At 45.7% G+C, this 20272-nt stretch carries 21 protein-coding genes; 15 read left to right on the forward strand and 6 right to left on the reverse strand.

The genetic code is table 11. The features are described 5' to 3' along the window. The first annotated feature begins 129 nt into the window (after nucleotides 1–129). Together MHI01_RS29845 and MHI01_RS29850 are read left to right on the forward strand one after the other, a co-directional pair. Nucleotides 130–2103 (forward strand): AraC family transcriptional regulator, encoded by a 1974-nt coding sequence (locus MHI01_RS29845; RefSeq protein WP_340984741.1) that lies wholly within the window; start codon nucleotides 130–132, stop codon nucleotides 2101–2103. A gap of 159 nt (nucleotides 2104–2262) precedes the next feature. Next, nucleotides 2263–3300: an NAD(P)/FAD-dependent oxidoreductase gene (locus MHI01_RS29850; protein WP_282320871.1), complete on the forward strand. Its 1038-nt coding sequence runs from the start codon at nucleotides 2263–2265 to the stop codon at nucleotides 3298–3300. Between the two features lie 148 nt (nucleotides 3301–3448). Here the strand turns inward: MHI01_RS29850 and MHI01_RS29855 are convergent, their stop codons facing one another. Beyond that, nucleotides 3449–4909: an IS1182 family transposase gene (locus MHI01_RS29855; RefSeq protein WP_340984742.1), complete on the reverse strand. Its 1461-nt coding sequence runs from the start codon at nucleotides 4907–4909 to the stop codon at nucleotides 3449–3451. A 472-nt stretch (nucleotides 4910–5381) separates the two neighbouring features. On the opposite strand from MHI01_RS29855, the gene MHI01_RS29860 reads away from it, so the two are divergent. Both MHI01_RS29860 and MHI01_RS29865 read left to right on the forward strand, forming a co-directional pair. Next, on the forward strand, nucleotides 5382–6032 hold the full coding sequence (locus MHI01_RS29860) for a hypothetical protein (protein ID WP_017687613.1): 651 nt from the start codon (nucleotides 5382–5384) through the stop codon (nucleotides 6030–6032). A gap of 534 nt (nucleotides 6033–6566) precedes the next feature. After that, on the forward strand, nucleotides 6567–7043 hold the full coding sequence (locus tag MHI01_RS29865) for a hypothetical protein (protein ID WP_017687614.1): 477 nt from the start codon (nucleotides 6567–6569) through the stop codon (nucleotides 7041–7043). Nucleotides 7044–7164: 121 nt separating this feature from the next. On the opposite strand, the gene MHI01_RS29870 is transcribed toward MHI01_RS29865, so the two are convergent. After that, complete coding sequence (locus MHI01_RS29870; protein ID WP_017687615.1) at nucleotides 7165–7764, reverse strand: thymidine kinase; 600 nt, start codon at nucleotides 7762–7764, stop codon at nucleotides 7165–7167. A gap of 177 nt (nucleotides 7765–7941) precedes the next feature. Here MHI01_RS29870 and MHI01_RS29875 point away from each other — a divergent pair, with 177 nt between their 5' ends. Continuing rightward, entirely contained in the window at nucleotides 7942–8154 is a 213-nt protein-coding gene (locus tag MHI01_RS29875; protein WP_340984743.1) for a hypothetical protein, read from the forward strand. A gap of 8 nt (nucleotides 8155–8162) precedes the next feature. Here MHI01_RS29875 and MHI01_RS29880 read toward each other — a convergent pair whose 3' ends face one another. Together MHI01_RS29880 and MHI01_RS29885 are read right to left on the reverse strand one after the other, a co-directional pair. Next, the gene (locus tag MHI01_RS29880) at nucleotides 8163–8510 is read right to left on the reverse strand and encodes a potassium channel family protein (protein ID WP_036607883.1); all 348 of its coding nucleotides are present in this window, start codon (nucleotides 8508–8510) and stop codon (nucleotides 8163–8165) included. Nucleotides 8511–8573: 63 nt separating this feature from the next. Then, entirely contained in the window at nucleotides 8574–8891 is a 318-nt protein-coding gene (locus MHI01_RS29885) for a DUF2627 domain-containing protein (RefSeq protein WP_017687618.1), read from the reverse strand. Nucleotides 8892–9115: 224 nt separating this feature from the next. Here MHI01_RS29885 and lpdA point away from each other — a divergent pair, with 224 nt between their 5' ends. The 5 genes from lpdA to lipB all read left to right on the forward strand — a co-directional run bounded on the left by lpdA (nucleotide 9116) and on the right by lipB (nucleotide 15009). Then, on the forward strand, nucleotides 9116–10540 hold the full coding sequence (gene lpdA / locus MHI01_RS29890) for a dihydrolipoyl dehydrogenase (protein ID WP_340984744.1): 1425 nt from the start codon (nucleotides 9116–9118) through the stop codon (nucleotides 10538–10540). A 139-nt stretch (nucleotides 10541–10679) separates the two neighbouring features. Then, nucleotides 10680–11708 (forward strand): thiamine pyrophosphate-dependent dehydrogenase E1 component subunit alpha, encoded by a 1029-nt coding sequence (locus MHI01_RS29895; RefSeq protein WP_017687620.1) that lies wholly within the window; start codon nucleotides 10680–10682, stop codon nucleotides 11706–11708. A gap of 2 nt (nucleotides 11709–11710) precedes the next feature. Beyond that, complete coding sequence (locus MHI01_RS29900) at nucleotides 11711–12697, forward strand: alpha-ketoacid dehydrogenase subunit beta (protein WP_017687621.1); 987 nt, start codon at nucleotides 11711–11713, stop codon at nucleotides 12695–12697. A gap of 47 nt (nucleotides 12698–12744) precedes the next feature. Next, nucleotides 12745–14190 carry a dihydrolipoamide acetyltransferase family protein gene (locus tag MHI01_RS29905; RefSeq protein ID WP_340984745.1) on the forward strand — a complete coding sequence of 482 codons (1446 nt, stop codon included), beginning with the start codon at nucleotides 12745–12747 and terminating at the stop codon, nucleotides 14188–14190. A 111-nt stretch (nucleotides 14191–14301) separates the two neighbouring features. Beyond that, nucleotides 14302–15009 carry a lipoyl(octanoyl) transferase LipB gene (gene lipB, locus MHI01_RS29910; RefSeq protein WP_340984746.1) on the forward strand — a complete coding sequence of 236 codons (708 nt, stop codon included), beginning with the start codon at nucleotides 14302–14304 and terminating at the stop codon, nucleotides 15007–15009. 26 nt (nucleotides 15010–15035) lie between these two features. On the opposite strand, the gene prli42 is transcribed toward lipB, so the two are convergent. Then, on the reverse strand, nucleotides 15036–15137 hold the full coding sequence (gene prli42, locus MHI01_RS29915) for a stressosome-associated protein Prli42 (protein ID WP_017687624.1): 102 nt from the start codon (nucleotides 15135–15137) through the stop codon (nucleotides 15036–15038). Nucleotides 15138–15443: 306 nt separating this feature from the next. Between prli42 and MHI01_RS29920 the strand changes: the two genes are divergently transcribed. Beyond that, a complete protein-coding gene (locus MHI01_RS29920; protein ID WP_047843589.1) occupies nucleotides 15444–16577 on the forward strand; it encodes a M20/M25/M40 family metallo-hydrolase in 1134 nt (377 codons plus the stop codon). Nucleotides 16578–16718: 141 nt separating this feature from the next. Here the strand turns inward: MHI01_RS29920 and MHI01_RS29925 are convergent, their stop codons facing one another. Beyond that, the gene (locus tag MHI01_RS29925; RefSeq protein WP_100527202.1) at nucleotides 16719–16853 is read right to left on the reverse strand and encodes a Z-ring formation inhibitor MciZ; all 135 of its coding nucleotides are present in this window, start codon (nucleotides 16851–16853) and stop codon (nucleotides 16719–16721) included. A gap of 122 nt (nucleotides 16854–16975) precedes the next feature. On the opposite strand from MHI01_RS29925, the gene MHI01_RS29930 reads away from it, so the two are divergent. The 4 genes from MHI01_RS29930 to fur all read left to right on the forward strand — a co-directional run bounded on the left by MHI01_RS29930 (nucleotide 16976) and on the right by fur (nucleotide 20158). Continuing rightward, a complete protein-coding gene (locus tag MHI01_RS29930; protein ID WP_051447058.1) occupies nucleotides 16976–17569 on the forward strand; it encodes an NUDIX domain-containing protein in 594 nt (197 codons plus the stop codon). Nucleotides 17570–17571: 2 nt separating this feature from the next. Beyond that, nucleotides 17572–18792, forward strand: coding sequence for an endonuclease Q family protein (locus tag MHI01_RS29935; RefSeq protein ID WP_051449832.1), 1221 nt, complete (start codon nucleotides 17572–17574; stop codon nucleotides 18790–18792). A 161-nt stretch (nucleotides 18793–18953) separates the two neighbouring features. Beyond that, complete coding sequence (gene spoIIM / locus MHI01_RS29940; RefSeq protein ID WP_017687629.1) at nucleotides 18954–19583, forward strand: stage II sporulation protein M; 630 nt, start codon at nucleotides 18954–18956, stop codon at nucleotides 19581–19583. Between the two features lie 107 nt (nucleotides 19584–19690). Further along, nucleotides 19691–20158, forward strand: a complete 468-nt coding sequence (gene fur, locus MHI01_RS29945) for a ferric iron uptake transcriptional regulator (protein ID WP_036607866.1) — start codon at nucleotides 19691–19693, stop codon at nucleotides 20156–20158. The last annotated feature ends 114 nt before the right edge of the window (nucleotides 20159–20272 follow it).

Here is a 20272-nt window from a genome sequence, read left to right on the forward strand (position 1 = left end):
AAAATTATTATCATTTATAATAAAGGTACATTAGTGAACCTCTGCTAGGCATATGTTATCGGATGTGTGGCAGAATGATGACCTTGTAAGGCCTTTGTTCCGGGTGAGGTTGGGATTGGAGAGTATTCGATGCAATTAGACGAACAGATGAAATGCTGGAATCATGCCGCTGTTAAGGTTCTGGATATACGCCGAATCGTTATGGAGGCAGGGGCACAACTGAGTTCCTACACACTTCCGGCAAATGGTTTTATATATACGATTCGAGGATCTGCTGTGCTTCAGTTGGATGGACAAACATACAAGGCAGAGCGGTTCTACATGCTTCATGGGGCCAAAGGATCTTCACTGGATATCCAAACCAACGAAGATTTCGAATATATTCTGCTCTATTACAGAGCATTTCTTGCCTTTCCTAGTTATCGTAAAAAGTGGTTATTGGCACAGCCGGAAGTTGCACCGTTCTCTTTGCAATATGGATTTGCACCGAGTAGTCCGCTGGGGTTATTACGTTACCTTGATGAGCTTGAGGGTGCATGGATTCAATCTGGCAGTCTGGATCTGCTTCATACAAAAAGTTTATTTTACCAGTTCATTCATGAAATGATGGTTCAATTGGCAGAGCAGGAGATCAAAACAGAGCTTGCTGACCCGGTGAAACAAACACTTCGTTATATACAGAATCATTATAGGGAACAGGTCACGCTTGATTTCCTGGCTGAACAGTTCAACTACAGCTCCCGTCATTTATCCATGCAATTCAAACGACAGACGGGTCACAGTCCCATTGATTATTTAATTCAGACCCGAATCGCTAAGGCTCGCAATCTGCTTTTGCGATCTGATGCAACGCTGAGTGAAATTGCAGCAGAAGTAGGTTATTCGGATGTGTATTATTTTAGTCGTATCTTCAAAAAACATGTGGGAATTTCTCCCATTCAGTATCAACGAAAGATAAGAGAAGAAGCGAGAGCAGAGGATCGTCCATTGGTAATCTCTGAATCGTCCATTGGCCGAAGATGGAAGTCGGGATATATTGATTATGAGAATCATTATCAATATATAGACGGAGGGTCTACACCAATGAAAAGAAGAAAAACAAGTTCCAGTATGATTATGGTTGCATTATTGAGCATAACGATGCTCCTCGCAGCCTGCTCTTCAGGTACAGCAACAACACCAGCAGCCGGCGAAGGAACGGGTACCAATTCCAATAACAGCAGTACGGCAGTATCATCAGATACAGGAAGCCAGACGAACAAAGACAATGAAACACGCACGGTCTCAACGGTTAAGGGTGACGTAGTTGTTCCAGCGAATCCAAAACGGGTTGTTGTATTGTATCTCCAGGGGGATGTCGTCGCACTGGGAGTTAAGCCAATCGCTACCTCAGATGTATATGACGGAGCTGCATACAAGAATGAACTAGAGGGTGTAAACGCATTGGGTACCTGGTTTGAACCAAATCCTGAAGCTGTCATTGATCTTGATCCGGATCTGATCATTGTTCCTTCAGAAGAGACGTATACGTTATTAAAAGATATTGCACCAACGGTATATATTCCGTATGAGAAATTGACTACAGAAGAGAGACTTCATGATATAGCAAGTATCTTTGGCAAAGAACAGGAAGCCGAGACGTTAATCACCAATCTCAACAACAAAGTCGAAGAGAGTAAAAAAACTCTTGCAGATGCAGGCATACTGGACAAAACAATCTCCATTGTGGAGGGTGGTTTGAAAGGTATGGTTATTGTAGAGAGCAAACAATTTGGCCGTGGATCTCAGGCGGTATATGAGTACTTGGGAATGAAAGCACCTGAAGTTGTACAGAAAAAAATCGACGTGGTTTCGGACGCGGCAGGCTCCACGATTTCCATGGAAGTTCTTCCTGAATATATCGGAGACTATGTGTTTCGCTCTGTGTATGAAGGGGCAGATAACTTGACGGATAATCCAATATGGAGCAGTATCCCAGCGATCAAGGAAGGTCGTCTGATTGAGATTGATTTCGATTTCTTCTATTATTCGGATATCTATTCAATTAATAAACAACTTGATTTTGTCGTTGAAAAGCTGTTGGCGGCTCCAAGAGCGCAATAGTAAAGAGCAGATGTGTTCGTGAAATTTTTGTACAAGAAATGTTTGTTTTTTAGCCATTGTATTTTGATAAGATTACCATTACACTAGGATTTAAGTGATAATGAGAATCGATATCAAATACTCGATGTTCTGGATCGAATTAACGGAGGTATTTTTAATATGAATCAGCAGTTGGAACTTTATGATGTAACCATTATCGGCGGTGGCCCTGCGGGCATGTACTCTGCCTTTTATAGCGGCATGCGGGATATGAAGACCAAGTTGATTGAGGCACGTGACAGATTGGGAGGTCGCATGCTCTTTTATCCGGAGAAAATGATCTGGGATGTCGGGGGTGTGACGCCAATTCTGTGTGAAGATCTGATCAAACAATTGGAAGAACAGGCAAGGACTTTTGAGCCAACCCTCGTATTTGAACAACAGATCGAAGGATTCGAGCGTCAACCTGATGGCACAATTCTGTTAACTTCTGCAACAGGTGAGCAACACTGGACACGTACCGTCATTATGGCAATCGGATATGGTATATATAAAATGGCCAAGCTGGAGCTTGAAGGTGCAGACCGCTATGAGGTTAGCAATCTGCACTATACTGTGCAGGAACTAGAGCCATTCCGTGGTAAACGTGTGCTAATCTCGGGTGGAGGCGACTCTGCTGTGGACTGGGCGAATGAACTGGAAGCACTGGCAGAGCAAGTTACGGTTGTGCATCGTCGTGACCGCTTTGGCGGGTTGGAGCGTAATGTACTGCGTATGAGAGAATCCTCTGTAGATGTCCGTACACCTTACGCGGTAGAGACCTTGCATAGTAAGAGTGGTGATGTGATTGAACAGGTGACCATCTCACATGTGGACACAGGTGAAACTGAACTGCTTGAAGTCGATGCTGTCATTGTAAACCATGGCATGAAGAGTGACTTTGGTCCAATCCGGGATTGGGGACTTGATCTTGGCGAATGGCATGTCACTACAACGGAGAGATTACAAACCAATGTTCCCGGCGTATTTGGCGCAGGTGATTTTGTAGATTATGGTAGCAAACTGTACCTGATTGCGGGTACTTTCACTGATGCAGCCCTAGCGGTAAACAGTGCGAAGCTTTACATGGACCCTGAAGCGGAGAAAGTGGCTTATGTTTCTTCCCATAACAGTCGTTTCAAGGAGAAAAATAAAGCCCTTGGCGTTGTAGAAGAATAAAGGTCTTCGATCGGTTATATTAAGATGACTTCGAGTTCATTCGAGGCCACTGAAAAACTTACCATTTCAATTGTTAAGATTCATTTTAAATCAAAAAGGCTATATTTCGTTCACATTGGAACGGAATATAGCCTTTTTCTCTATCCTTTTACTTTGAGTCTTTCATGAGTGTAATGATTCGCTTGAGATTAACAGTAAATATGGCCATGGCACCTTGCATTTGCATGCCAACAAGACCCGAGGACGATGCAACATCATACCCGTGTCTGTGCTTGAGTTCGCTATTTTTCGCTTCAATTTTATAACGTTCTTTTGATTTTTCTTTGAAACTATCGCTATTTTGAAATGCCTCATGTTCCTTATGTTCGGTCGATTTGATGGTTACAGAATAGGTTTTACTTTTCGCACCTTCTTTATAGCACCCGTCTTTCATTGGGCATACTTTGCATTTTTCAATGTCAAACATGTAGGTATTCTTTTGGTTATTATTCATACCTTTCTTACCTGTGCGCGCTCTTTGAATCGCCATATGTCCAGCTTTACAAACGTACATACATGCATCTTTATTAAACTCAAATTCATCTTCTTTTTTACGAGTTCCTTGTGTGATATTAGGGTTTAATTTTGATATTAATTGTAGTTCTTTGTGATTGGCATATTGAATATTATCTTTTTCAGAATAGGCAGTATCTCCAATGACGGTATCGATCTTCATACCTGTGTCGCGACTTTTTTCAATGAGAGTTTGGAGTTGTTTTCCATCACTTTTCTCACCAGTCGTAATTACCGCAGCTGTAATAATTCGTTCTCCATTCATAGCAAAATGTGTTTTGTAACCGAAGAACGAGGAGTCTGCCGTTTTGTGACCTATTCGTGCATCTGGATCATTGCTGAGTTGAAAGTGCTCATGGTGATCAGCTATGATTTCTTTTAAGTAGTTCAGCTTTTCTTTCACCTTTGGGTATTCACGGAGGGATTCTTCTTTTTCTACTGTATCTACAACTTTTTGGCAATAGTCCAGTTCATCAGATAATTCGTTCGTCGTTGTTTTCGGTGGGAATTTATCCTTCATTTTTTCATCGATCTTGTAAACGGATTTTCTCAACAACTTAGACTTTTGCACTAATATTTCTTTGGGTGATAGCTGATTAAATCGCGCTTTCGTATGGGTGGCATCCACAATAATTGCACTGCTTTTGATAATTTCTTTTTCCAACGCGATCTCCATGGTCTTTTGAATAAGTATGTCGAGGAGGTTCACATCTTTCAGGCGAAGCTTGCGAAACTTCGTTAGTGAACTAGGATTAATGACTTCATCTTCAGGCGCCATATCTAAAAAGTACTTAAAGGACATGTCATATTTAGAACGTTCCACAACATCCGCATCGGATACATCGAAAATGGATTTCAACAATAGGTATTTAAACATTCGAATGGGAGGCACTGCATTGCGACCATTGTCGAGGCAGTATCTATGTTGCAATTCTACCTGAACAAATGAAAAATCTACGAGATCATTGATTTGACGAAGCATATTATCTTTAGGTACGACGATATCGTATATGTCCATAAATGCACTAAGGTTAAGAGATTGTTGGTTTGAAATCATCCGAGACACCACCTGAAATTAATCATTTAATTATACAGGAAAACAGATATCCCTCCTCAAAAAAATGAGGAGGGATATCTGTTTATAGATGTTGGACTTTTTCAGTGGCCTCAGTTCATTCCGAAGTCATCTTTTTTGCATAAAATGGGTAATAAGAAGGCATAATGGCACAAGATAGAACACGCTTAGAATTGAACATGAACCACCAAATGTCTATAATAAGGCTGATAAACTGTAGAATGACACTATATAAGTTGAAATAATCATTTACCGTTAACGGAGAGGACAGAAAAAATCTGAAAAAGCGAAGCGGTCGCCTTTATCACCGGATTTTCCCTTAAGAAAAAGGGAATCGAAAAAATCTGGGGATAACAGCGATTGGAAGATTGTTCTGTCATCGTAGTGTCAGTGTAAATAAACTTTATTTCAACTTATATAGATACAATAACTAGATCAGAGTGGAGTGCAGCGTATGAAAAAGGGATCACAGCCACAACGAGGCTTCACCTTCATCCAGCGGTGGTTCAAACGATCTGATAAAAAAAAGATCAAATGGTCTGAAATGTATCTCGCACTGGCTGGCGCGCTTCATCGCTTGTTGGTTGAAGGGCGGCGTGAACGTTCAGCAGCCAAACGGCTGCATCAGGACTTGCCTATTAACGCGTTGGGCGAGATGAAGCTAGAGCCAGGGGATATTGTGTACACGCCAAGCTCGGAATCGACGTATTACGCCGGGCATATGGGTATTATCGGTCTCGACGGCAAGGTGTATCATGTGCACCCTTATGGGCCTGTATTTGCTGATTCATTAGAGTGGTATCTGACGCGATTTTATGAAGGAGATCGTTTCATTGTATTCCGTTCCAGATTGAATGAGGCAGGAATGAAAGCAGCGGGGTGGGTACACGACCATTACAAGCAGGTAAAATTCTACCGTTTGCAGACCAATCTGCGCAGTATTGAGCGCAATTACTGCTCCAAGTTTATATATCAGGCCTATCAGTTCACATCGGGACTGGATCTGTGGAGCCGCAAATTTACCCGAATGAATCAGGGGTATATCTATCCATTTCGAATTGAGCGTTCATCAGAGCTGGACGTTCTGGGAACTTTTTATAAATAAGGCTGGAACCGACTAAAATACTGTTCTTCCGAAAAAAAGGAGAGCAGGTTCTGTCGGTTTTTTTTATATGTGTAGAGATTAAAAACAGGAAAAACGCTCAAAACGTCGAATAGATTATGAGATAGGCACGCACAACTTGGAATCGTATACATAAAAAAAGACGAGATGATTATTAGCCCAGAGTAAAAAAATGACTACGAAGTAGACGAACAAGAAAGAGTGAAGCGAGATGAAATGGCCGGGTTTCTTACAACGATTCCGACCGAACAAAAACGTGGTTAAGCTATCGGATTATATCCCAAAAAAGGAAAGGAGGCACTACTGTTCCATATGCAAGAAAAACGTTAAATCGGTCGTGCATTATGCCGCGCCACAGGGAAATGTTTCAGGTGTATGCAGTTCTTGTAAGTCTTTAGCGGATGAACGTGGAATGTTTCCCATTTAATAAGAAGAGATGCGCTCAGGAAATAAGAATTTTTTGATTTATGCGCGTTTTTGTAGTACATTAGCAAATGTATTCGAAGGAGGATTCTAATGTACTCAGGTAGACAAGACGATACTTTATACATCATGACCTACACCTTAAACAGCGGTATCAAGGGTACGGTTCCACTGTCTAATAAGCAGATTATTGAGTGGCTGGATTGCTACAGAAATGAGAAGCGCTTCGTGACCGAAATCGGCAAGGAGTTTTTTGGATTGAATGCAGGATTGGTAGCAGACTTCAAGGTTCAAAATCATTTATCGGATTATCAGCAGACCATTATGCCTACACAGCAGCAGGATAACCTGGAACGCTTGTCCAGTGCTTATAAATCAACCGAGTTATTAATGAAGATTGATTGTAAATGTGGCACGGCTTATGTGACGGAATCCCCATACAAGCGCACAAAATGGTACTGTACAAAGTGTAAAGAAATTGTATTTTTGGATGCCAAAAAAGGAATGGTGGAAACGTCGCGTGGTGACGCTTACTACATGACCAACAAATATTTTGTTTCCCGGGACTAGCGGGAAGTGACTCTGGAAGCATCGCTGCGAAGCGGTGCTTTTTTGTACGAATGTTTGCTCTATAACAAAAAAAGCCCCAAGGGGCCTTTTTGGAAGATATCTAAGATCTATCTTTTAGGAATTATGATGAGCATTCAACTTTGTGAGGAGGAATGAAGCAGCAACGACAGCGTGGCTCGTAAGCTTCTGAATCGCCAATCATGACAACCGGACCCAAGGTAACAGGCTCCCCATTGACGATACGTTGCGTAAAGGCTGCATCCGGGCTACCACATACCGCACAGAAAGCCGAGAGTTTCTCAATGTCGTCTGCCATGGCAAGCAAACCACCGACATATCCGAATTCCTTACCACGGTAATCCATATTAAGTCCGTCCACAATGACATGTTTGCCACAATACGCTAACTCCGAGACAAGTTCCATAATGGCACTGCTGAAAAATTGTACTTCATCAAATGCAACAACATCAGCATCTATGGTTTGGTTCAAGATCATTTCTACGGATTCCGGGGTTAATTGCCGGGGAATGGAATGGGCAGGGAGTCGATAACCAATTCGGCTTACGATCTCGTCCTGGGCAAACCGATTATCCTCGGCTGGTTTGTAGGCCACAACCTTTTTACGGCCAAATTGTATTAATTTCTGACAACGGCGAATGAGTTCACCGGATTTTTCACTGAACATGGGTCCAGTAATTACGGTAATACGTCCTGTTTGCACGGTGCTGCTACTCCTCTCACATACGGGATTCAACAAAAAAAGCGACCTTTACAGAGTACCACAAAATCTTTGGAAAGAGCCAGAACTAATCTGCGCAGCTTTGTGTTACTATATGGAATGTTAAGGTATTGGTTACGGCAGCTAGTTAACAGGAGTTGTGAAAAGAGGTGTTTTAGTATGAGTGAAGCATTATCATCACTTCAAGAGCGATATGAAAGCCTGAAAGAACAGGGATCTCTAGATGAAGCGGCGCAGGCGTTATTTGCAGAACTGCTCGCAGAAGCGGAGAGACTGCAGGCAAGTAACCTTACCTTGCGTAGAACGATCTTGAAGTCTTCTTCCAAAGAATCACGTATGTCTACCAAACTGCGGGATGCCTTATACGAATGACCCGGAGATTACTCCGGGTCCTCTTCTGTCTTTAATTTGCGAGGGAATAGAATACCTGCTGTAATTCTGGCAATCATGGCAAAGGTGAGACCAATGCCTGCAAACATGTAAATTACGGTAAAGGCTTTGCTGAATCCGGTGGTTGGCACAAATTCAGGATGTCCCACCGTAGTCAGGGTAACCGCACAGAAGTATAACGCATCGATCCAGTGCAGACCTTCAACACGAGTGTAAAATAAAGTGCCTGATAGCAACGTTGCTGCCGTTAACGCGAACAGAGCCAGAAACTTAGGGTCTTTGAACGCATGGAAAATGCCTTTGAGCAATCGTTGTAACGTGATTAGAAATGATACCATGATGATCCATCCTGTCTATGTAAAGTAGGCGGTGTGTTGTATAAACACACAAAAAGCCCGGACTCATGGAGTCCTTCCGGGCGTCTCTGCTTTTTCGGGTACACTTTTGGACCGGAAACGGGGACCTACATAATTACGCTTGCGGTCACGGAACAAGATCCAGCCTCCCAGAAAACTCATACCTGCGGCAAAAAGGACAAGTCCACCGCCAAAGGAAAGCCACTGGAATCCTGGTGAAATCAGTTCGTTCCCGTGCTCGGCATAATATAGGAACAGGGCATCTTTCATCATCAGAAAACCCTTCATAGCCATTAACCCGGGGATGACCAGAACAACAATTGCCAAAAATCGCGCAAAGACCAATCTTGTATTCATGAGCATTATACCCTTTCTGCCAAAGTCGACATTAAATAAAGGTTACGCTTACAGATCATACCTGATTCCATCATAGCTTGGAATGCATAGGCTGTCCATGTGTGATTGGTTCAAACTTTGAGTTGACCGCTCAAGGAGAGTACAATGGCATATAGAGGGTATAAGCTAAACCATGATTTAAGCCATCATAAATTATATTGAAATTTGATTCATAGAGGAGAGCATGAGAGATGCCAATTACATGTGATGTTGCAATTCTTGGAGGAGGAACCGGTGGATATGTAGCCGCGATCCGGGCTGCACAGCTGGGAAAACAGGTTGTTATCATTGAGAAGGACAAGCTTGGCGGTACCTGTCTGCATCGTGGCTGTATTCCGAGTAAGGCTTTGCTGAAAAGTGCGGAAGTATACGCCGAAATCCAGGAGAGCGAGACGTATGGTATCGAGACAGCTGGAGCTACACTTGTATTTCCCAAAGTACAGGCGCGCAAGGATGCAATTGTCGAACAGCTCCATCAGGGCGTTCAATATTTGATGAAAAAAAATAAAATCCAGGTTGTACACGCGAAAGGTCGCGTCATCGGACCATCCATCTTCTCACCGCAGAGCGGAGCAGTCGCTGTAGAGTTCGAAGATGGCGAGATGGATACGGTTGTACCAACCAATCTCATCATTGCCACTGGTTCGCGTCCTCGTGTGCTGCCGGGCCTGGAACCGGACGGCAAATTCATAATGAGCAGCGACGAAGCACTGCGTATGGATGAACTTCCTGCATCACTCATCATTGTCGGTGGGGGTGTGATTGGACTGGAGTGGGCATCCATGCTGAATGACTTTGGCGTAGACATCACAGTAGTAGAAGCAGCTGCTCACGTGTTGCCTGCCGAGGATGAGGATGTTGCCAGAGAAATGCAGCGATTGCTCGGCAAACGAGGTGTTCGTTTCCTGACAGGTGCCACTGTTCTAACGGAAACATATAGCACAGATCAAGAGGGCATCCAGATTGATGTGCAGCTTGGTGAAGATAAACAGGAAACGCTGAGAGCGGAGAAAATGCTCGTATCGGTTGGACGTCAAGCTAATGTGGAAAATATCGGACTTGAAAATACAGATATCAAATTGGAGCGTGGGTTCATCGCTGTGAACAAACAGTTACAGACCGGTGAAGGTCACATCTACGCCATTGGTGACTGCATCGGCGGTTTGCAGCTTGCACATGCCGCAAGTCATGAAGGCATTCTCGCTGTCGAACATCTGGCGGGCGAAACGGTACATGCCGTAGAATCCCACCGTATCCCGCGCTGTGTGTACACACGCCCGGAAGCAGCAAGCATCGGATTCACCGAGCGTGAAGCCAAAGAACGTGGCTATGACATTAAAACAGGCAAGTTCCCATTTTCGGCCATTGGCAAATCGCTCATTCACGGAAGTCGGGATGGATTCGTGAAGGTGATCGCAGATGCCAAGACGAATGATATATTGGGGGTACATATGATTGGCACCCATGTGACGGAATTAATCGCTGAGGCTTCTCTGGCTCAGATGCTGGATGCCACACCTTGGGAAGTCGGACAAACCATTCATCCGCACCCTTCTCTGTCTGAAATTATGGGTGAAGCCATGTTGGCGGTCGATGGAAAGGCCATTGGAATGTAAGCCAAACAAGCTTATGAGAAAGGTCCTTTCCTTTTTTGGGTAAAAGGGATTATAATAAGGTTAAGCCAAGTCTTAGTACCAGGTTATAAGATCGGGTAGTAAGAGTGGCACAGGCTCTGATTAAAAGGAGGTACCTCATATGAGTTCACAAGGTACTGCAGACGCGGTCCACCGGCATCAACAGCTGGGACTTAGCGATGGTGAAGTATTGGATATGTACAAATACATGCTGCTCGCGCGCAAGTTTGACGAGCGTTGCTTGCTCTTGCAACGGGCTGGCAAAATTAACTTTCACGTATCCGGTGTAGGACAGGAAGCTGCGCAAGTAGGCGCTGCTTTTGGTTTGGATCGGGATCACGATTATTATTTACCTTATTACCGCGATTACGGTTTTGTACTGGCGGTAGGCATGACTCCGCGTGAGTTGATGTTGTCTGCTTTTGCGAAGGCGGAAGATCCGAATAGTGGCGGTAGGCAAATGCCGGGTCACTTCGGTCACAAAAAGTTACGGATTGTGACGGGTTCCAGCCCGGTTACAACACAGGTTCCGCACGCTGTTGGATTTGCGCTGGCTGCCAAAATGAAGAAGCAAGAATTTGTTTCTTTTGTTACGTTTGGCGAAGGATCAAGCAATCAGGGTGACTTCCATGAGGGAGCCAACTTTGCAGGTGTGCATAAATTGCCTGTCATTATTATGTGTGAGAACAATCAATATGCAATTTCGGTACCGATTCATAAACAGTTGAGCGGCAAAATATCCGATCGAGCACAAGGATACGGTTTCCCCGGACTACGTGTAGATGGTAATGATGCATTAGAAGTATATGCTGCAGTGAAGGAAGCACGTCGCCGTGCCATAGCCGGGGAAGGCCCGACACTGATTGAAGCGATGATGTATCGGTTGTCACCTCATTCCACCTCCGATAATGATCTGGCTTACCGGACCAAAGAGGAAGTTGAGGAGAACTGGAAGAAAGATGGCGTTCCTCGTATGAAGAACTACTTGATCGATTGTGGCATCTGGGACGAAGCCCGGGATGCGGATCTGGCTTCCCAGCTTGCGCTGGAAATGAAAGAAGCAACTGAATATGCAGACAACGCGCCATATCCTAAACCTGAGGACACTCTGACGCACGTTTATGCGGACAGCGAAGAAGGGGGACGGTAAGTATGGCAGTGATGGAATATATTGATGCAATCCGTCTCGCGATGAAAGAAGAGATGGAACGGGATGAGAATGTTTTTATCCTTGGTGAAGACGTAGGTCTCAAAGGTGGTGTGTTTACCACAACTAAAGGGCTGCAAGATCAGTTTGGCGAAATGAGAGTGATGGACACACCTTTGTCTGAATCCGCTATTGCAGGTGTTGCCATTGGTGCAGCGATGTATGGCATGAAGCCGATTGCCGAGATGCAATATTCGGACTTCATGTTGCCGGCAACCAACCAGATCATTAGTGAAGCGGCGAAGATCCGCTATCGTTCCAACAATGACTGGAGCTGTCCGATTGTTATCCGCGCACCGATTGGTGGTGGGATCTTCGGTGGGTTGTATCACTCCCAATGTCCGGAATCGATTTTCTTTGGTACACCTGGTCTGAAAATTATAGCTCCCTACTCGGCATACGATGCTAAGGGACTGCTCAAGGCCGCTATTCGCGACCCGGACCCGGTACTCTTTTTTGAAAATAAAAAATGCTACAAACTTATCAAGGAAGATGTGCCTGAAGATGATTACATCGTTCCGATTGGTAAAGCCAACGTACTTCGTGAGGGTGCGGATATTACGGTGATCGGTTACAGTCAGCCGCTGCATTTTGTCATGCAGGCTGCTGAGGAGCTGGAGCGTGAAGAAGGCATTACAGCACACGTTCTCGATCTGCGCACATTGCAGCCGTTGGATCGTGAAGCGATTATAGCTTCCGCTCGTCTGACAGGCAAAGTGCTGATCGTACACGAAGATAACAAAACGGGTGGTGTAGGTGCCGAAGTTGCCGCGATTATTAGTGAGGAATGTCTATTTGAACTGGATGCACCGATTCAGCGTCTCTGCGGACCTGATGTGCCGGCCATGCCAATTAGCCCAACATTGGAGAAATTCTACATGCTGAGCAAAGACAAAGCCAAAGCAGCAATGCGTACACTTGCCGAGTTTTAATTTCGTTTTTTGGATCGTTTAAAAGTAAAGTTTGGAGTGATAATCAAATGGCTGAACGTATGAAATGGATCGAGGTCATTATGCCGCAATTGGCGGAATCGCTGGTCTCGGCTACCATAGGCAAATGGTTGAAAAAACCGGGCGACCGTGTGGAACAGTACGAGCCGATCTGTGAAGTAATCACTGATAAAGTTAATGCCGAGATTCCATCCACTGTGGATGGAATAATGGGTGACCTTTTGGTGGAAGAGGGCACAACGATTGCTGTTGGTGAAGCAATCTGCCGCATGCAGGTCGCAGCTTCTGACGAAGAAGCGGCTGAGCAAGTAACACAAGTATCGCAGCAACAGGAGCAAGTGCAGCAACATGCGAGCCCCACTCCTCTTGCCGCGTCAAATACAGCAGGACATGATCCGAACCAGCCGATGCGTAATCGGTATTCCCCGGCAGTGCAATCCTTGGCAGCAGAGCATGGCTTGAACTTGCAAAGCATCCAAGGCACCGGTGCCGGTGGTCGTATTACCCGCAAAGATGTGCTGACATTTGTTGCACAGGGAGGTAACGCGGTTGGATCGTCTGCACCAGCATCATCTCCTGTAGCACAGCATACACCTTCTAGTATGCCGTCTGCTTCTCCATTCAGCGGAGTGAATCGTGGAAATGGAGAAATGGGTTTGACCGCTGGAGAAGCGATCTCAGCGTCCGATGCAGGTGTTCCTGTGAGACATTCAGGCATTCATCTAACCGAAAGTCCGAAAATTCCACAGATCGAAGTGGAAGGTGGCGGCCAGGGAAGATCGGAGTATTTCATCGATGTTACCCCTGTGCGTAATGCCATTGCCCGGAATATGCGTCAAAGCGTATCGGAAATCCCGCATGCATGGACAATGATCGAAGTGGATGTAACCAATCTTGTGATGCTGCGCAATAAACTCAAGGATGAATTCAAGCGTAAGGAAGGCATCAATCTGACATATCTGTCCTTCATGATGAAGGGAGTCGTTAACGCGATTAAAGACTACCCAATCATGAACTCGGTATGGGCAGTGGACAAAATTATCGTCAAACGGGACATCAACTTGTCCATGGCGGTAGGAACCGAAGATTCTGTACTGACACCCGTAATCAAACATGCCGATCAGCGTAATATCGCAGGTCTGGCCCGTGAAGTGGATGAACTGGCTCGCAAAACACGTGAAGGTACGTTAAAGCTGGACCATATGCAAGGTGGTACGTTCACGGTGAACAACACCGGTTCATTTGGTTCGATCCTGTCCCAGCCAATCATTAACTACCCGCAGGCAGCCATTCTTACATTCGAGTCGATTGTCAAGAAACCAGTGGTTATTAATGATATGATCGCCGTTCGTTCGATGGCTAACCTGTGTCTGTCGTTGGATCACCGAATCCTGGATGGTGTAATCAGCGGACGTTTCTTGCAACGTGTCAAAGAAAACCTTGAAGGATATACCATGGATACCAAGGTGTATTAAGTAAATAGTTGTCGGGAAAGTGTATGTGCCGGAGGCCGTGCACTTTTCCTGCTGTCTACGGACAGGTGCTCAATTGTACACTGAACCTGAAGCAGAAGGGTGTGGGGAATCATGAGCAAGCCGCTGGATGTTGCATACATACCATTGCTTGATTATGAAGAGGCTTGGAACCGCCAGAAAGCGATTGTGCAACGATTGGACGAGGGCGAGGGAGCGGAGCAGATGTTGCTTTTACAGCATCCACCAACGTATACGATCGGCTCACAAAATCATCCGGAGCATCTGCTTCTCAGTCCGGAAGAGTTGCGTGAGCAAGGGATTTCTTTGTTTCAAATTGACCGTGGCGGTGATATTACTTATCATGGCCCGGGCCAGTTGGTAGGTTACCCGTTATTGATTCTTGGTCGGGATGAAGACCTGGATCTGCACGGCTATCTACGGAAACTTGAGCAGGTGCTTATGGATTATCTCGCAGACCAGGGCATTGAAGCTGGACGCAAAGAGGGTTACACGGGTGTGTGGATTGGTGATATGAAGATTGCTGCAATCGGCATCAAGTTTAATCGTTGCAAACACCGCCGCGGTTTTGTGACCAGTCACGGGTTTGCTTTTAACATCAGCTCAGGCATTCAACATGCAGGTTTTCAGGGGATTGTTCCTTGTGGGATTGAACAGTATGGCGTTACCTCACTGGAGGATATAACGGGCAAGTCCTATGCGGTGGAGCAAGTAGCGCAGGAGATTGTTCCGTACTTTAATCGTATTTTTCAATATCAAATTAATTGGGTCACGGAAAAAGAAGCCCTTCAACGTCTGTAAACAGGTCGTCGAAAGGCTTTAGGTTGCTATCCAAACAGCAACGGTTCGAGAGCTATGAAAAGGGTGGACCCGATCATGGCGATCAGCATGAGATAGATGATGATTTTGAACCATTTCTTTTTTTGCATGGATGAAAGAACTCCTTTCAACATAAAGTGTATGTTCAAAAAGACTGGTTTTCAGTACCAAGAAGATGGGATGAAGCTAGAAATGGAGTAGCGGAGCGTAGGGAAAACTACGTGAGCAACCACAATGTTTCCAAAGGAAACATACTTCGTAAGCCTCCCGCTTATTTCGGCTGAATTCCATATTCGATGCTGATGATGCCGCCAGGCATCCTTCGTAATCAAAACTGGACTTTTTGAACAACCTCATAAAATAAACAAGCCATAGTAATTGTATTGTACCGTATCTACGAGAGGGAGGAAAGTCCTATGATTAAACAACAACGTGTTATCGATCAGTTCATGGAACTGGTGCAGATTGATAGTGAAACGAAAAATGAACAGAACATCTCCAAGGTGTTAAAAGAACAGTTTACAGATCTCGGGCTTCATGTCTATGAGGATGATACCATGGAGCAAACCGGACATGGCGCCGGAAACCTCGTCATTACTTGGGAAGCTGAAGGAACTGAAGGGGTTGCACCGATCTTTTTCACATGTCATATGGACACCGTGACGCCGGGACAGGGAATCAAGCCTGAACTGGGTGAAGATGGCTGGATCCGCAGTGATGGAACAACGATCCTGGGAGCAGATGACAAAGCAGGGATTGCGGCATTGTTTGAAGCGATTCGTGTGATCCAGGAAAACAAGATTCCACATGGTAAAATTCAATTTGTCATTACGGTCGGCGAAGAGTCTGGCCTGGTGGGCGCACGTGCAATGAATCCGAAGGATATCGATGCCGAGTTCGGTTATGCGCTGGATTCTAATGGAGCTGTAGGCACGATCTGTGTTGCTGCACCAGCCAGAGCTGAAATTCAAATGAGCATCTATGGTAAGTCCGCACATGCGGGCGTGAACCCGGAAGACGGGATCAGCGCCATTCAGGTTGCCGCAAAAGCTATTGCTGCGATGACACTGGGCAGAATTGATGATGAGACGACAGCGAACATCGGTAAATTCCAAGGTGGATCAGCACTCAACGTGGTATGTGACTTTGTACAGCTTGAAGCGGAAGCTCGCAGTATTGTGCAGGAGAAAGTTGAATTGCAGGTTGCACAGATGCGTGACGCGTTGGAAACGACATGTCGCAAATACGGTGCAACAGCTGAATTCAGAAGTGAGATCCTTTACCCTGCATTTGGCTTCCATGATGAACACGAAGTTGTACAACTTGCACAGCGTGCCATCCGCAGTATTGGGCTGGAGACAAGTACGTTTGCTTCCGGTGGTGGCAGTGATGCCAATATCTTTAACGGATTCGACCTTCCAACAGTGAACTTGGCGGTAGGGTATGAGGATATTCATACAACCAAAGAACGTATTCGTGCCGAAGACATTGTGAAGTTATCCCAGGTAGTCGTAGCTATTATTCAGGAAACGGCAGCTGACAAGAAATAATATAGAGCACATGTTACCTCACATGTTGTTAGACAAAAGTCCGAACCCGGTTTGTACGGATTCGGACTTTTTGTGAATTCATGTTATATTTCAAGGGAGTTAATTTAGGGTCAAAAATGAAACAATGGATCGATTACCCATTCATTTACGTCCAGCGAGGAGATCGATTAACTTGGCATCAGGGCCCCACTCGCGTAACCATTGTTTGAGTATGAGCTGTACTTGCCGTGCTTGTCCTACCACGTGTAAGGATTGAGGCGTCATATAACTGTTCATTGAAAGTCCCCCTGATTCGTTTATATTTGCTGTGAGAATCCTATACGCTCACCATATGCCCAAAATCAGAGATATATACATTAACCAAATATATAATCCTACGATATGGAGTTGAAGAACCAATGAAACCAAATCAATCTGCCCAATCCATCCACGCGGCGCAACCTGCCAATCCAAAACTAGATGAAGTGACCGTATCCACTAAGCCAATCTTCGAGGGCAAAGTGATTTCGCTTCAAGTCGATACCGTTAAACTACCGAATGGCCAGACGGCTACACGTGAGATAATCCGGCACCCTGGAGCGGTAGCTGTACTCGCTCTGAATGGGGATCGCATGCTTGTTGTGGATCAGTATCGTCAGGCAATGGGACGCACCGAAGTGGAGATTCCTGCGGGAAAACTGGACCCGGGAGAAGAGCCGGAAGTTGCCGCAGCACGTGAATTGCGAGAAGAGACGGGATATGTAGCCAAGTCGCTGCGTCATTTGCGTTCGTTTTACACGTCACCGGGGTTCGCAGATGAGATCATTCATCTTTACATCGCTGAAGAGTTGGAAGCAGGGGACATGGCGCTGGACGAAGATGAATTCCTTGAAGTTGCCGAAATAACTCTGGAGGAAGCTTATGCGCTTATGGACGAGAACCGGATTAGCGATGCCAAAACGATGATGGCCGTGTACGCGTGGGACCTTTACAGAACGACAGGACGGTTCTAAGGATGCAAGATCAACTGGAAACGTCCACGATGTGGGAGCCCTGTTATACAGACCTGCATATCCACATCGGACGAACCTCACGTGGGGAGGCCGTGAAAATCAGCGGCAGTCGTGATCTGACATTTGAGAATATTGCCCGGGAAGCATCGGATCGCAAAGGAATTCATTTGCTTGGTGTTATTGATTGTCATTCTCCGGTTGTACAGATGGATATTGAGCAATTGCTGGAGAGTGGCACCATGTCCGAGATTGAGGGCGGCGGTATTGCCTACCAGGACACCACCATTCTGTTGGGTACAGAGATTGAGTTGCGCGAGCCTGGAATGCGTGAGTTCCATATGCTGGCGTACTTCCGTGATTTGAAAACGATGAAGTCCTTCACGGACTGGATGAAACGTTATATGAAAAATGTGAATCTCAGTTCTCAGCGGGTGTACGTGCCCGCTCTAGAGATGCAGGCCGAGATTAAGGCACGTGGGGGACTTATTGTGCCTGCACATGTGTTTACACCGCATAAAGGCATCTATGGCAGTACAGCCCCCCGTATGGGCGAAGTGCTGGATACTAGCCTCGTGGATGCGGTAGAGCTGGGGTTAAGCTCGGACTCATCCATGGCCAGTTATATTCGGGAGTTGGATCATGTCCCTTTTCTGACCAATTCGGATGCTCATTCACTCGGTAAGATTGGACGGGAGTATAACGAACTGCAAGTTGCTGCCCCTTCTTTTGATGAATTCCGTATGGCACTTCAAGGAGAAGCCGGCAGGAGCATAGCTGCCAATTATGGACTGAATCCAAGGCTAGGCAAATATCACCGTACTTACTGTGCAGCATGTGGCAGCATTATGGACGAGCAAGCGATGTCGGCAGAGCGTTGTCCGCACTGTGGTAGTCTGAAGCTGGTGCAGGGGGTGCTGGATCGCATCCTGGCGATCTCTGATCGAGAGAGTCCTCATGTTCCTGCAAACAGACCAGCCTATCATTATCAGGTGCCACTGGAGTTCATTCCGGGACTTGGCAAAGCCAAACTGCGCCAGCTACTGGACCATTTTGGTACAGAAATGAACGTACTTCATCGCACGCGTGAGGAAGAGCTTGCTGCGGTTGTTGGACCTGTGCTGGCAGGCTTGATTGTGGCTGCACGGAACGGACAACTGGAGCTGTCCTCCGGAGGTGGCGGTACGTACGGAAAGGTTGCTGTTCAGGAAAAAGCCTCGGAGTGACCGGTGTAAATAATCTTTAGTTCAACTCATATAGCTTTCGCTTTACAGAGGTCCAATCTGGACAAGAAGTCATACAGGTGCATTCCGGTTCATAAGAATGACTATGAGGATGTAAATGAAAATCCTTGCAGCATGATACCGGAAAGGGGACTCGTACCTGTATGCGCTCTTCCTACTTTACATTTAAAGGTCAGACTTCGTTATATGTATTCGTGGCCGTCTTGTTTCTGGTCGGCGTCATTTTTGGCGCGCTCATGGTGAACGCATTGTCTCTCGAGCAACGTCAGGATCTGGAGGGTTATCTCGGTAATTTCTTCATGACCGTGCAGCACAGTGCACAAGTGACTGAGACCGGGGCATATTGGGACATTGCCATGCTCCATCTGAAATGGGTGGGTCTGATCTTTATTCTGGGTTTATCCGTCGTTGGACTACCCGGTATACTGGTTCTGGATTTTTTGAAAGGTGTGCTCATTGGATTCACAGTGGGGTACCTTGTTGGACAGTATTCCTGGAAAGGGCTACTGTTTGCACTGGTGTCCGTGGCCCCGCATAATCTATTTGTCATTCCGATCCTCCTGATCTGCAGTGTAGCGGCGATGACGTTCTCGTTATACATCATTCGTAATCGTGTTTTGATGCAGCGAACACCTGGTCGACAAAGGCCTTTTGCTTCATATATAGTGTTAACTTTGGTTATGGCTGCATTGCTGCTCGGCGTGGCGTCTTTTGAAACATGGGTTACACCTGCAATGATGCGTTGGGTCACGCCAATGTTACTACCGGCCTAACGTGCACCGTATAGTGTAAAATGTTGACTTTAATTACGCACTCCCCCTATAATGAAAAGAGTGGGTTAAGTTGCAGTGTGCAGTGATTTCCTAGGGGGAGGGAGAAAATGGAAGCACGGATTGATAAAATTAAGCAGCAACTACAGTCCCAAGGATATAAATTAACGCCCCAGCGGGAAGCCACCTTAAGAGTACTTCTTGAGAATGAAGAAGATCATCTGAGCGCAGAAGATGTATTCATGCTCGTTAAAGAAAAGGCTCCCGAAATCGGTCTGGCAACCGTGTACCGTACCCTCGAACTGCTGAGTGAGCTGCATGTTGTAGAGAAAATCAACTTCGGCGACGGTGTAGCGCGTTATGATCTGCGCGGAGATACATCCAAGCATCACCATCATCACTTAATCTGTGTTCAATGCGGAAGTATGGATGAAATACGTGAAGACTGGCTTGGACCGCTTGAAGAGCGTTTGGAGCGGGAATTCAACTTTTCGGTAGTAGATCACCGACTGGACTTTCATGGAATTTGTTATCGTTGCAAAGCTAAAAATGAACAGAAACCCAAAGATGAAGAATAACATAGCATATCTTCAAGCTCTCACCGGCGGTTTTGACGGGAGAGCTTTTTTGGCACCGGACATGATCTGGAGTTTCGCCCAAATGGCATAAACCTGTGTTTATGGACATACCCT

The organism is Paenibacillus sp. FSL M7-0656 (genome assembly GCF_038003225.1).
GTDB lineage: Bacteria > Bacillota > Bacilli > Paenibacillales > Paenibacillaceae > Paenibacillus > Paenibacillus amylolyticus.